Source organism: Stenotrophomonas rhizophila, from assembly GCF_000661955.1.
Classification (GTDB): Bacteria; Pseudomonadota; Gammaproteobacteria; order Xanthomonadales; family Xanthomonadaceae; genus Stenotrophomonas; species Stenotrophomonas rhizophila.
The window spans coordinates 2,845,593-2,858,387 of record NZ_CP007597.1; the positions used below are offsets into that span (position 1 = coordinate 2,845,593).

Here is a 12,795-nt window from a genome sequence, read left to right on the forward strand (position 1 = left end):
CAACGTGACGGCAACGGCGGCCTGGACCGCCTGCAGTACCCCGGCGCACGGGCCGGGGTGCTGCGCAGGATCAGAACTTGTAGTTCAGCGTCAGCCGCACATTGCGCGGTTCGCCCCAGGTGTAGGTGCTGTACCAGCTGAAGATCGTGTAGTAATGCTTGTCCAACAGGTTGTTGACGTTGAGCGTCGCCGACAGCTGGTCGTTGAACTCATACCGCGCCATCGCGTCCAGCAGCCAGTACGGCTCGGTGCGATGCACCAGGCTGGCACCGTTGGCCGGGTTGGTGATGGTGCCGAAGGTGCTGCCCTGCCAACGCGCACCGCCGCCCACGCTCCAGCCCTGCAGCGCGCCGCCCTGCAGGCGGTAGCTGGTGTGCAGGCTGAACTGGTCTTCCGGTTCCAGCGTGGAGACTTTGGTCGACTGCTGCCGCGCGATCTTGTGCGCGTAGCCGCCCTGGACCTGCCAGCCCGGCGCCACCTGGCCGGACATCTCCAGCTCGTAGCCCTTGGTGCGCACGCCCATCAGCCCGCGATAGGCGATGCCACCACTGGGGGTGCGGCCCCCGGTGGGTTCGGCGTAGTTGTCCTGGTCGAGCTGGAACACCGCCGCACTGGCGTTGAAGCGGCCCTCAAGGAACTCCGCCTTCAGCCCGGCCTCGTAGCTGCGCCCTTCCATCGGGTCGAGCGTCTTGCCCTGCTCGTCCTGGTTGCCCTGCGGCTTGAAGATGGTGCTGTAGCTGGCGAAGACCGAGAAGTTACGGTTGAGGTCGTAGACCACGCCGGCGTACGGCACGATCACGCCGCTTTCGTCGGTGTCCGGCGACGTGTAGTTGGCGATGCGGCTGCCGACGATCAGCTTGAGCGGATCGGCCAGGTCGAAGCGGGCCACCACGTACGCACCGCTCTCGCGGGTCACCTGGTTGTCGCCGTAGCCCCACTGCCAGTCCGGCTCGGGCACGTCACCGGTCCAGCTGTAATAGTCGGCCACGCTGCTGATGTAGCCGGGCTGCGGCGAGTAACCGTTGTTGACCCAGCGCTTGCGCGACACACTGCCGCCCACCACCAGTTCGTGCTGGCGACCGAACCAGTCGAACTTGCCGCTGACATACAGGTCGGCGGCGTTGCTGGTGGTCTTGCCGATGTACTGGCCCAGCCACATGCTCACGCCCTCCCCCGTCACCGGGTCCGGGTTGCCACCGGCGGCCGCGCCGAGCGAGGCGTCGTATCCGTTGACCTGGTGGTTGAGCTGCAGCTTGGCCACCCAGTCATTGCCGAAGGTGTGCTGGAGCGTGGCGAAGGCGGTGCGGCTGTACTGGCCCCAGCGGCTCCAGCGCGCCCCGTTGTTGAACGACCGCGGCATGTCGTTGAAGCTGCCGGTGCTGTCCAGCAGCGGAATGCCGCCCCAGCTGGAACCGCGCGGATCGCTGTCCTGGTAGTCGGCGCCGACGGTGAGCAGCGTGCTGTCGTCGAGATCGGCTTCCAGGATGCCGTAGAACACCTGGTTGCTGCGCTGGTAGTGGTCCACGTTGGAGTGCTTGTCCTGGTAGGCCCCGACCACGCGGCCCCGCACGCGCCCGCTTTCGGTCAGCGGCCCGCCCACGTCCACCTCGGCGCGGTAGCTGTCCCACGAGCCCACGCCCAGCGTGGCGCTGCCGGCCAGTTCGCGGGTCGGCTTCTTGCGCACCAGGTTGATGGTCGCGCCCGGGTCGCCCATGCCGGTGAGCAAGCCGGTGGCGCCCTTGAGCACTTCCACGCGGTCGTAGATGGCCATGTCGCTGAGCGTGTTGCCGGCCGAGTACGCCGAATCGCGCGCCATCGGAATGCCGTCGTACTGGAAGTTCTGCACCGCAAAGCCGCGCGCGTAGTACTCGGTGCGCTCGCTGTCGTAGGTGACGATGCTGATGCCCGGGGTGACCTTCATGACATCGTCGATGCCATTGAGCGCGAAATCATTCATCTCCTGCCGGGTGATCACGCTGATCGACTGCGGCGTCTGCCGCGGGCTCAGTACCAGCCGGGTGGCGGTGGCGATGGTGCCGGGCGTGTACGAATCGCTGCCCTCGGTGACGGTACCCAGCTGGTTGGCGGTGACCTGCACGGTCTGCAGGGTCTGCGCCGCGTCGTCCTTGGGCGGTGCCGGCGCGTCGTCGGCCTGTGCGGCCGTGGCAAACACGGCAAGGCCAAGGGCGCTGGCCAGTGCCAGGCTCAACGGGGACAACGACGGCGACGACGCAGCGCGACCGACGCGGGTGGGGACAACACGGAACGAAGCAACGGACACGGCAACGCCTCCAGCAAGGAAGGAAGTCCTCTGGCGGCGGCTGGAGGGAAAGGGGGTTTGAAGGCTGCAACGCCTTCAGTGCGGCGCGATTCTACTCCCGCAGCCGCGGGCTGTCGCGGTCCGCGATGACGCAGCCTGCCTTGGCAACCGCAGGCGCCGGGCCCGTAGGCGGGCGCGAAATTAGCAAAACTACTAACTCACCGGTAGACTGTGTGCCGGCATGCGTCACCGCAGCGCATGCACTCACAACGGCCCACGAGGCACGCACATGATCGATTTCTCCCCCGCCCAGCGCGGCGGCCTTCCGCCCTTGACCGGCACCCGCTGGCCGATCCGTTGCGGCCACGGCTTTTCCGCCGAGGAACTGGCGCAGCTGCGCGACGGCCTGTGGCCCCGCGCCAGCGACGATCGCTGGGCGGTGTGGCTGGACGGCACCACCCTGCGGTGCTGGCGCGCGCTGACCAGCGGCTGCATCTACGAAAGTGTGATTGTCATGGCCGACGATGGCAGCGGTACCGCCGTGGTCCTGGATGTGCTCGACGACCCGACGCAGTACCAGCGCGCCGGCACCGACAGCGGCGAACTGGAACGTTTTGAAGGCGTGGTGCGGTTGGCGCTGGCACAGGCACGCGCAGCCTGATCACCGGGCGGCGCTGCCGCCCCGCCCCTGCCACGGCGGGCCGGACCGATCCGGCCGCTGGGCGACGCCCGCGCTAGGCGATCAGGTCGCCCGGCACCGCCGGGGCATCCTGCAGCCCGGCCATGGCCTGTTGCAGTTCGCGCATCCGGAACGGCTTCTGCAGGCCATGTCGCGCCCGGAAGTTCGGCGGGATGGCGGTGCCGTCGTAGCCGGTGACGAACATGTACGGGATGCCGCGCGCTTCCAGCGCTTCGGCAATCGGGAACGACGGCGTGCCGCCGAGGTTCACGTCAAGCATGGCGCAGTCGATGCCACCCCCCTGCAGCGCCGCCAGTGCCGCATCGACATTGGGGGCCACCGCCGCCACTTCATAACCAAGTTCAATCAGACAGTCTTCGACCATCATCGCCACCAGCGATTCGTCTTCGACCACCAGTACGCGCGCCTTCATCGTTCAACCTCGTGTGCATCGTCAGGCAGGGGGATCGATACGCGGAAGGTGACGCCCTCCGGGTCAAAGGCCAGGTCCACGTTTCCCCCCATGTCATGTTTGAGCCCGCGTTCAAGCAGCCGCGAACCAAAGCCGCGCTGCGCCGGCGGCTGTACCTGCGGGCCACCGCGCTCGCGCCACACCAGCTCCAGCTCCTCGCCATCGCCACGGCGGTTGCGCTGCCAGGCAATCTGCACCGACCCGTCCGGCGTGGACAACGCACCGTGCCGGGCCGCGTTGGCACACAGCTCATGCAGTGCCATGGCCAGTGCCATCGCACGGCGCGGATCGATCCGGCACGATTCGCCCTGCACGTCGAACTGCCGTGCATCAAACCGGCCCTGTGCCGCCAGCCCACGGGCCAGCTCGGCCACGTCTGCGCTGTGCCAGTTCTCGCGGGTCAGCACATCGTGCGCGCTGGCCAGGGCGAGCAGGCGCTCTTCGATCTTGCCGCAGGCGTCGTCGATGCCGTCGGCATTGGCGAAGGTCTGCCGCGCGATCGACTGCACCGTGGCCAGCGTGTTCTTGACCCGGTGATTCAATTCGTTGACCAGCAACTGCAGGTGCTCGGCGTGGCGGGTACGTTCGGTGATGTCGCGGGTACTGCCGGCAATGGCTTCCACCTGCCCGTCCGGCCCGAACACTGGCGTAAAGATGTAGTCGTACACGCGGGTGCCTTCGGTGGTATGCGGGAACGGCACCTCGCCACGTACGGGTCGCCTCGTGGCGATCACCTGCTCGATCTCGTCGTCATGCATGGCGGCATGCCAGGGCGCGTAGCCCAGTTCCAGGCAGGTCTTGCCCGCCGCCTCCTCCCAGCGCATGCCCCACATGTCCAGCAACGCCTTGTTGGCATAGATGAAGCGGTGCTGCAGATCGAAGACATACGACAGATCCGGCGTGGCCTGCAGGAGGGCCTCGTAGATGCGCCACTTCGCGGTGTCGTGTTCGTGTTCGTGCAGCACAGAGGGGCCATCCACAGTTGGATGAGAACCATAGGTGTACGCCTGTGAAAGACGGGTCAGCGCAGCAGGCGGGCGTTCATGCTGCATCAGCCACCAAAGGAAGGCGCTTTTCCTTGAAGTAGCCCTTCCCTGCAGACGGGTAAAAAAGAAGCAAAAAAAAAGCCCCTGAGCTTGCGCTCAAGGGCTTTTCTCACATCTGGCGGAGCGGGAGGGATTCGAACCCTCGATAGAGTTTTAAGCCCTATACTCCCTTAGCAGGGGAGCCCCTTCAGCCACTCGGGCACCGCTCCAGTGTTCTGGTTCCGCCGCTGCGTTGAATCATCTCAGCGGGGGCGCGAATAATAACGTTTTCCGCGCCCGAAGGTAAAGCCTTAATCCGAAGAATTTTCACTTCCGGATGCATTCGGCTCATCGCCGCGCTGGATACGCTGGTAAATCTCTTCGCGGTGCACGGCCACGTCCTTCGGAGCAGTGATACCGATACGCACCTGGTTGCCCTTGACGCCGAGCACGGTCACGCTGACCGAGTCACCGATCATCAGGGTTTCGCCTACGCGGCGAGTCAGGATCAACATTTTTGCAAGTCTCCAGGGAACCGGTGGATCTTCCCCACCGGCTCGGCGCCCAGCCAAGGAACGCCACACGACAAAGGGAAAGGATTAGCCATAGTACCGTCAGGCCTCCCGCCCCTTCAAGGAGCAGGAAGCTTCAGGTGTTCAGATACGTGGGGTGACCCAGTCGACAACGGCCGCAAGGGCAGAAGCAAGGGCGGGCCCGTCCTCGCCACCACCCTGGGCGAGATCCGGGCGGCCGCCGCCCTTGCCCCCGGTCTGACTGGCGATATGGGACAACAGTTCCCCGGCCTTGACCTTGCCCATTGCACTGCCGTTCACGCCGGCGACCAGGGCTGCCTTGCCGTCCTGGGTGCCGGCCAGCACGATCACCGAGTCGCCCAGCTGCTGCTTGAGACGGTCGATTGCGTCACGAAGCGCCTTGGCATCGAAGCCTTCCAGGCGCGCGGCCAGGATCTTGATGCCGTTGACCTCGACCGCCGACGCGCCGAGATCGGCGGTGGCGCCCGCAGCCTGCTTGGCCTTCAATGCGTCCAGTTCGCGTTCCAGCTTCTTCTGGCGCTCACCGAGCTGGCGGATCTTGTCGACCACGTCGCCGGCGTTGCCGCCGAGCAGCGACGCCGCTTCGCCAAGCACGGCCTCTTCGTGGGCCACGTAATCCAGCGCGCCCTGCCCGGTCACCGCTTCAATGCGGCGCACACCCGAGGACACACCGCCTTCGGAGGTGATCTTGAACAGGCCGATGTCACCGGTGCGGCCCACGTGGGTGCCGCCGCACAGTTCGGTGGAGTAATCGCCCATCTTCAGCACGCGCACGTTCTCGCCATACTTCTCGCCGAACAGCGCCATCGCGCCGAAGTCCAGCGCTTCCTGCATGGCCATGTTGTGCACTTCGACGGCGTTGTTGGCGCGCACCTGCGCGTTGACCTTGCGCTCGACGACCGCCAGGTCCTCGGCGCTGATCGGGGCGAAGTGCGCGAAGTCGAAGCGCAGGCGGTCCGGCGCCACCAGCGAGCCCTTCTGCTGCACATGGGTGCCCAGCACTTCGCGCAGGGCGGCGTGCAGCAGGTGGGTGGCGGAGTGGTTGAGGATGGTGGCGCCACGGCGCTCGCCATCGACCTGGCCACGCAGCACATCGCCGACCTTCAGGCTGCCCTGGGTGATCGTGCCGACGTGGCCATGGAACTGGCCGGCGAACTTCTGGGTGTCGCTGATCTTTATCTGGCCGCCTGCACCGGCAAGTTCACCGGTGTCGCCGACCTGGCCGCCGGATTCGGCGTAGAACGGGGTCTGGTCGGTGATCACGATCACCTCGTCACCGGCCTGCGCCGCGTCCACCGGGCGACCGTCCTTGAGCATGGCCAGCACGGTCAGACCGTCGGCCTGCAGGCGGTCGTAGCCCAGGAACACGGTCGGCGTGAGCGTGGCCACCAGGTCGGCGGACAGGGTCACGCCGCCGCCGAACTTGCCGGCGGCGCGCGCGGTTTCGCGCTGGTTGTCCATCGCGGCGTTGAAGCCGTCCATGTCCACCGTCATGTCGCGCTCGCGGGCGATGTCGGCGGTCAGGTCGACCGGGAAGCCGTAGGTGTCGTACAGGCGGAAGGCATCCACGCCCGGGATCACGCCGTCACTGACCTTGGCCGCCACGTCGTCGAAGATCTTCATGCCCGCGTCGAGGGTTTCAGCGAAACGCTCTTCCTCGGCCTGCAGCGCGCGCACCACGGTGTCGGCCTGGGCCGGCAGTTCCGGATAGGCCACGCCCATCTGCTCGACCAGGGTCGGCACCAGCTTGCTGAAGAACGGCTGGCGCACGCCCAGCATCCAGCCGTGGCGCAGCGCGCGACGAATGATCCGGCGCAGCACGTAGCCGCGGCCTTCGTTGGACGGCAGCACGCCATCGACGATCAGGAACGAACAGGCCCGGATATGGTCGGCGATGACACGCAGCGACTTGTTCTCCAGGTCGGCCATGCCGGTCAGTTCGCTGGCCTTGCGGATCAGCGCCTGGAACAGGTCGATTTCATAGTTGGTGTGCACGTGCTGCAGGATCGCGGCCAGGCGCTCCAGACCCATGCCGGTGTCCACGCAGGGCGCCGGCAGCGGCACCAGGGTGCCGTCGGGCTGGCGATCGAACTGCATGAACACCAGGTTCCAGATTTCGATGAAGCGGTCGCCGTCTTCGTCCGGCGAGCCCGGAGGGCCGCCAGCGATGTGGTCGCCGTGGTCATAGAAGATCTCGGTGCACGGGCCGCACGGGCCGGTTTCGGCCATCTGCCAGAAGTTGTCCGACGCGAACGGCGCACCCTTGTTGTCGCCGATGCGCACGATGCGCGCTTCCGGGATGCCGATCATGTCGCGCCACAGCGCGTAGGCCTCGTCATCGGTCTGGTAGACCGTGACCAGCAGCCGCTCGGCCGGCAGCTTCCAGACCTGGGTCAGCAGCTCCCATGCCCAGGCGATGGCGTCCTTCTTGAAGTAGTCGCCGAAGGACCAGTTGCCCAGCATTTCGAAGAAGGTGTGGTGGCGCGCGGTGTAGCCGACCTGGTCCAGGTCGTTGTGCTTGCCGCCGGCGCGCAGGCAGCGCTGGACGTCCGCGGCGCGCACGTAGCTGCGCTTTTCCGCGCCAAGGAACACGTCCTTGAACTGCACCATGCCGGAGTTGGTGAACAGCAGGGTCGGATCATTGCCCGGCACCAGAGGCGCCGACGGCACGATGGTGTGGCCCTTTCCCTTGAAGAACTCAAGGAAATCGCTGCGGATCTGGGAGGTAGTGAATGTGACGGATGCGTTCATGGGGGCTGGCTTTATGCGGGCCGGCCGGTCCATGGCACTCAGCCCCAATGGCCGGGTGTCGCTGCTGGACCGCCGAAACCACAAAGGGTATCAGGCCCGGGCCGCTCAGTCGTCAGGGTCGTAGCGGGTGGCGCGCCGAATGGTGTCGCCGTCGAACCCGCGCCGGGCCAGCAGATCGGCCGCTTTACGACGTTGCGGCAGCTCCTGGGGGCCGGCCTCGCCGAAACGACGGCAGACCAGATCCCGGGCATTTTCGGCCCAATCGCCCTCGAAGGTGTCCATGGCCAGTGCGATCTGTTCGCTGTCCAGCCCATGGGTGCCCAGTTCGGCACGGATATGGATCGGACCGTAGCCGGTGTTGGCCCGGATCCGGACCAGGTTCTCGGCGAACCGGGTGTCGTCCTGCCAGCCCGCCTCGCTCAGCGTGTCGACCGCCGCCACGGCGGCCTCGGTCTCGATGCCCCGGGCCTGCAGCTTGCGGGTCAGTTCCTTGCGCGAGTGCTCCCGGCGCACCAGCAGGCCCAGCGCCCGTTGGACCGGGGTCTGTTCACTGACACGGCGTTTACGGCGGGGTGCCGGGCTGTCGGAATCCTGCATGGCCACCTTTACCCAATCAAATGCGCCGTCCCTGGCGCTCCCCCCGTCGGGGGAATACGGAAACCGCGGTGCAGGGCGAGCGTCACTGACGGCGCTGCCCTGCCCCGCAGGAAACTCACTCGACGTCGTCTTCCACGTCGTCCCCGCCTTCACGGGCGGCCTCTTCCGGCTGGAACTTCTCGCGCAGCTCGGCTTCCAGGCGCTGGGCGATCTGCGGGTTGTCGCGCAGGTAACCGCGGGCATTGTCCTTGCCCTGGCCGATGCGCTCATCGCCGTAGCTGTACCAGGCGCCGGCCTTCTCAACCAGCTTGGCTTCCACACCCATGTCGATCAGTTCGCCTTCGCGGCTGATGCCTTCGCCGTACAGGATCTCGGTGATGACCTGCTTGAAGGGAGGTGCCAGCTTGTTCTTGACGACCTTGATCTTGGTCTGGTTGCCGATGATCTCGTCGCCCTTCTTGATCGCGCCGATGCGGCGGATGTCCAGGCGGACCGAGGCGTAGAACTTCAAGGCGTTGCCGCCGGTGGTCACTTCCGGGCTCTGGCCCGGCATCATCACGCCGATCTTGTGGCGCAACTGGTTGATGAACACCACCAGGGTATTGGAGCGCTTGATGTTGCCGGTGAGCTTGCGCAGCGCCTGGCTCATCAGACGGGCCTGCAGGCCCGGCAGCTGGTCGCCCATTTCGCCTTCGATTTCGGCCTTGGGGGTCAGCGCGGCGACCGAGTCCACCACCACGATGTCCACGGAGCTGGACCGCACCAGCATGTCGGCGATTTCCAGCGCCTGCTCACCGGTATCGGGCTGCGACAGCAGCAGGTCGTCCACGTTCACACCCAGCTTGGCGGCGTAGATCGGGTCCAGTGCATGCTCGGCGTCGATGAAGGCGGCGGTGCCGCCCTTCTTCTGGCATTCGGCAATGGCCTGCAGGGTCAGGGTGGTCTTGCCCGACGATTCCGGACCGTAGATTTCAACGACACGCCCCTTGGGCAGGCCACCAATGCCGAGTGCGATATCCAGCATCAGCGAACCGGTGGGGATGACCTCGACCGCCTCGACGACGCGGTCGCCCATGCGCATCACGGCGCCCTTGCCGAACTGCTTTTCGATCTGGCTCAGCGCGGCGGTGAGGGCACGCTTTTTGTTTTCGTCCATCGGAGTGGTCCTTGCAGAGGTCGTGTCGGTGGAGGTGCTGTCTTTGGAAGTCTTCTTGGCCATGGGTTCACTTTAAGGCTGGCGTATCGCACAGGCTGAGATTCTGCCCGGCGTTCGGAAAAAAATTATCGGACATCCGTACCAACCTCAGCGGAACCAGAGAATCGCCACAAAAGACCGTGCAGGTTTTACGTAGTAGAGGGGTCAGCGGTTGGGCCGCAGCAGGCCGCAATAGAGGCCTTCGATTGCGAAGTCCTGGTCGGGCAGTACTTCGATCGGCTTGTAATCGGGGTTGCGCGGCAGCAGCCGGATGCGGTCCTTGCCCATCTTGAGCAGCTTGACGGTGATCTCGTCATCGATGCGCGCCACTACGATCTGGCCCGAGCGGGCGTCGCGGGTGCGGTGCACGCCGATCAGGTCGCCGTCGAAGATGCCTTCGTCGATCATCGAATCGCCCTGCACCTTGAGCAGGTAATCCGGCGCGGGCGAGAAGAACACCCGGTCGAGCACCACGAAATCGTCGGACCCGATGTCCGCGCCGATCGGCAGACCGGCAGCGACCCGGCCCAGCACCGGAAGGCGCAGTACGTGGTCGGGCAATGCCGGCACCGACAGCGAGGCCGGCAGGCCGTCCTGCAGCGGCGGCGCCTGCACCAGCCGGATGCCGCGGGCCTGCCCGGGAATGCGACGGATCGCCCCGGCCTGCTCCAGCGCTTCCAGATGGTACTGGGCCGCGCGCACGCCCTTGAAGCCGAACGCGCGGGCGATTTCCGTCTGCGACGGCGGTGCGCCATCGATCTCTATACGCTCGGCGATCAACTGCAGGATCGCCTGCTGGGTATCGGTCAGGTCCATGGTTAGTAGTATTACTACTAACGATGTGGGCACGCAAGTGCCCACAGAAGAAGAGCAAGCAGAGGCAGGACCATCCCACCCTCACCGAAGCCCTCAGCAGTTCGTAGCCACCGACCGTTGGTCGGTGACCGCGCGAACGCGCGGCAATGCATGCCGGCGCGGATTCTTGTCGGCTTCGGCTGTGTTTCCGGGGTTTAGCGTGTGCAATCTCTTGGATCAGAGGTTCATGACGGCCGAAACGGAGAGCAGCCACCCATGGGGTGGCTCTACCGGGCGGTGTCTGATCCTTCGGCAAGCGCGTGTGGGCGAACCAGATCTGTGTTGGCTGAGCCGGTAGCCGCCGACCGTTGGTCGGTGGCCGCGCGAACGCGCGGCCATGCATGGCGGCGCGGATCTTTGTCGGCTTCGACTGTGTTTCCGGGGTTTAGCGTGTGCAATCCCATGGGTCAGGGATTCATGACGCCCGAAACGGAGAGCAGCCACCCGTGGGGTGGCTCTACCGGGCGGTGTCTGATCGTGCGGTAACGGCGTATGGGCGGCGAACCTGATCTGTGGTGGCTGGACCGGTAGCCACCGACCGTTGGTCGGTGGCCGCAATCAGGCGTTCGTGGCCGGCGAATGAAGGGCGGCGACGTAGCTGGAGGCTCATGAGGGCGGCCAGGTAGAGCAGCCGACCAACGGTCGGCTCTACGTGCAATCTGCCGCGTTTGCGGCAGATTGCGGGATCCTTCGGATCCCAGCGGCAAGAACCCTAGGGGTTCTTGCCGCTGCGCCAGATCGAAAACAGTATCCACACGCCACAGAAACCCGCGCCGATGAAGCCGGCCACGCCCAGCGCCAGCAGCCAGCGGCTGGAGACGCCGCCTACGCTGTGCATGACGATAGAGGAGCCGATGATCAGCGCGGCGGTCACGATGCCCATCACCAGCCGGTTGGCGGCGCGGTTGACCTGGTCGCCGAAGCCTTGCAGCGCGGTGGTTTCTACTTTCAGCTGCAGGCGCCCACGGCGCGCCATCTGCAGCAGGCGGCGGACGTCGCGCGGCAGGTCGCCGAGCAGGTCCATCACCCCGACCAGGCTGCGCTTGCCGCGTTTGAGCACCGCGCCGGGGGCGTAGCGCTGCCACATCACCCGTTCCAGATAGGGCCGCGCCGCACTGGCCATGTCGAACTGCGGGTCGAGCTGGCGGCCCATGCCCTCCAGGGTCAGGAAGGTCTTGATCATCAGCGCCAGATCGGCCGGCAGGGTCAGCGAGTACTGGCGCAGCAGCGTGGTGATGTTGCCCAGCATCAGGCCCATGTGCAGGTCCTTGAGCGGCACGCCACGGTACTGGTCGACGAAGGTGCTGATGTCCTGCTGCAGCCGCGATTCGTCAACGTCCACGCCACCGGCCCAGTCCAGCAGCACGTCCGACACCGCTTCGGGCTCCTGGCTGACCAGCCCGTGCAGCAGCTGCGCGACCTGGAAGCGACGCTGTTCGGAAATGGCGCCGACCATGCCGAAATCGATCACGCCGATCCGCCCGTCGCGCAGGTAAATGATGTTGCCCGGGTGCGGGTCGGCATGGAAACACCCGTCCTCCAGCACCATCTTGAGCACGATGTGGGCGCCACGCCGCGCCAGCTGCACGCGGTCCAGGCCGGCCGCGTCGACGCCGACCAGGTCGCGCCCGGGAATGCCATCCACGAAGTCCTGCACGTTGAGGCTTTCGCAGGTCCACTGCCAGTGCACGTTGGGTATCAGGATGTCCTGGCGCCCCTGGAAGTTGCGGGCGATACGCTCGGCGTTGCGGCATTCGGCAGCGAAATCCAGCTCGCGACGCAGCGATACCTGGAACTGCTGCACCACTTCGGCCGGGCGGTAGCGCTGCAGGTCCGGCAGGCGCGCTTCGACGATCTCGGCCAGCCGGGCCAGCAGGCGCAGGTCGGCCTCGATCACTTCGCGGATGCCGGGTCGGCGGATCTTCAGCACCACCGCGGTGCCATCGTGCAGGGTTGCGCGATGGGCCTGGGCCAGCGAGGCGGCCGCCATCGGGGTTTCATCCAGCCACGCGAATACCTCGGTGGCTGGCGCGCCCAGGTCGGCTTCCAGCTGCTCGCGCACCTGCGCGTAGGGCAGCGCGGGTACGGCGTTCTGCAGTTCGGAGAATTCGGCGATCCAGTCCGGCGGGAACAGGTCCACGCGGGTGGCCAGCACCTGCCCGAGCTTGACGAAGGTGGGGCCCAGGTCCTCCATTGCGCGACGCACCCGCACCGGGGCTGTCATGCGCAGCATCTCCGTGTCGTTCCAGTGCAGCAGGCGCCCGGCGCGTTCCAGCACGTCGGCCAGGCCGATCCGGCGCACCAGGTCGCCAAAGCCATAGCGGATCAGGACCGAGGCGATTTCCTGCAATCGCCCCAGGTCGCGCACGGTGCCCAGCGTTTCCCACATCGGTACAGCTCCTGTCGA

10 protein-coding genes and 1 tRNA gene are annotated in these 12,795 nt (G+C 66.2%); 1 reads left to right on the forward strand and 10 read right to left on the reverse strand.

Annotated elements, in window-relative coordinates; genetic code table 11:
* Positions 1 to 70 precede the first annotated feature (70 nt).
* Positions 71 to 2,281 (reverse strand): TonB-dependent siderophore receptor, encoded by a 2,211-nt coding sequence (locus tag DX03_RS12240; RefSeq protein ID WP_486669403.1) that lies wholly within the window; start codon positions 2,279 to 2,281, stop codon positions 71 to 73.
* A gap of 268 nt (positions 2,282 to 2,549) precedes the next feature.
* Between DX03_RS12240 and DX03_RS12245 the strand changes: the two genes are divergently transcribed.
* The gene (locus DX03_RS12245; protein WP_038689112.1) at positions 2,550 to 2,921 is read left to right on the forward strand and encodes a hypothetical protein; all 372 of its coding nucleotides are present in this window, start codon (positions 2,550 to 2,552) and stop codon (positions 2,919 to 2,921) included.
* A gap of 73 nt (positions 2,922 to 2,994) precedes the next feature.
* On the opposite strand, the gene DX03_RS12250 is transcribed toward DX03_RS12245, so the two are convergent.
* The 9 genes from DX03_RS12250 to ubiB all read right to left on the reverse strand — a co-directional run bounded on the left by DX03_RS12250 (position 2,995) and on the right by ubiB (position 12,777).
* Positions 2,995 to 3,372: a response regulator gene (locus tag DX03_RS12250; protein WP_038689114.1), complete on the reverse strand. Its 378-nt coding sequence runs from the start codon at positions 3,370 to 3,372 to the stop codon at positions 2,995 to 2,997.
* Positions 3,369 to 4,373, reverse strand: coding sequence for a sensor histidine kinase (locus DX03_RS12255; RefSeq protein ID WP_038692326.1), 1,005 nt, complete (start codon positions 4,371 to 4,373; stop codon positions 3,369 to 3,371). Before DX03_RS12255 ends, DX03_RS12250 begins: the two co-directional genes overlap by 4 nt.
* Positions 4,374 to 4,573: 200 nt before the next feature.
* Positions 4,574 to 4,666 (reverse strand) — tRNA-Ser (locus tag DX03_RS12260).
* Positions 4,667 to 4,747: 81 nt separating this feature from the next.
* The gene (gene csrA, locus DX03_RS12265) at positions 4,748 to 4,951 is read right to left on the reverse strand and encodes a carbon storage regulator CsrA (RefSeq protein ID WP_019183311.1); all 204 of its coding nucleotides are present in this window, start codon (positions 4,949 to 4,951) and stop codon (positions 4,748 to 4,750) included.
* Positions 4,952 to 5,092: 141 nt separating this feature from the next.
* On the reverse strand, positions 5,093 to 7,741 hold the full coding sequence (gene alaS, locus DX03_RS12270) for an alanine--tRNA ligase (RefSeq protein ID WP_038689117.1): 2,649 nt from the start codon (positions 7,739 to 7,741) through the stop codon (positions 5,093 to 5,095).
* Positions 7,742 to 7,846: 105 nt separating this feature from the next.
* A complete protein-coding gene (gene recX / locus DX03_RS12275) occupies positions 7,847 to 8,338 on the reverse strand; it encodes a recombination regulator RecX (protein ID WP_038689119.1) in 492 nt (163 codons plus the stop codon).
* 115 nt (positions 8,339 to 8,453) lie between these two features.
* Positions 8,454 to 9,494: a recombinase RecA gene (gene recA / locus DX03_RS12280; RefSeq protein WP_038689120.1), complete on the reverse strand. Its 1,041-nt coding sequence runs from the start codon at positions 9,492 to 9,494 to the stop codon at positions 8,454 to 8,456.
* Positions 9,495 to 9,698: 204 nt separating this feature from the next.
* Entirely contained in the window at positions 9,699 to 10,349 is a 651-nt protein-coding gene (gene lexA / locus DX03_RS12285; protein WP_038689122.1) for a transcriptional repressor LexA, read from the reverse strand.
* 751 nt (positions 10,350 to 11,100) lie between these two features.
* Complete coding sequence (gene ubiB, locus DX03_RS12290; RefSeq protein WP_038689124.1) at positions 11,101 to 12,777, reverse strand: 2-polyprenylphenol 6-hydroxylase; 1,677 nt, start codon at positions 12,775 to 12,777, stop codon at positions 11,101 to 11,103.
* Positions 12,778 to 12,795: the final 18 nt, after the last annotated feature.

What these genes read in the sequence shown, in the direction of transcription:
- DX03_RS12245 (WP_038689112.1), top strand. Translation starts at nt 2,550, where the DNA reads ATGATCGATTTCTCCCCCGCCCAGCGCGGCGGCCTTCCGCCCTTGACC.
- DX03_RS12250 (WP_038689114.1), bottom strand. Translation starts at nt 3,372, where the DNA reads ATGAAGGCGCGCGTACTGGTGGTCGAAGACGAATCGCTGGTGGCGATG.
- csrA (WP_019183311.1), bottom strand. Translation starts at nt 4,951, where the DNA reads ATGTTGATCCTGACTCGCCGCGTAGGCGAAACCCTGATGATCGGTGAC.
- alaS (WP_038689117.1), bottom strand. Translation starts at nt 7,741, where the DNA reads ATGAACGCATCCGTCACATTCACTACCTCCCAGATCCGCAGCGATTTC.
- recX (WP_038689119.1), bottom strand. Translation starts at nt 8,338, where the DNA reads ATGCAGGATTCCGACAGCCCGGCACCCCGCCGTAAACGCCGTGTCAGT.
- recA (WP_038689120.1), bottom strand. Translation starts at nt 9,494, where the DNA reads ATGGACGAAAACAAAAAGCGTGCCCTCACCGCCGCGCTGAGCCAGATC.
- lexA (WP_038689122.1), bottom strand. Translation starts at nt 10,349, where the DNA reads ATGGACCTGACCGATACCCAGCAGGCGATCCTGCAGTTGATCGCCGAG.
- ubiB (WP_038689124.1), bottom strand. Translation starts at nt 12,777, where the DNA reads ATGTGGGAAACGCTGGGCACCGTGCGCGACCTGGGGCGATTGCAGGAA.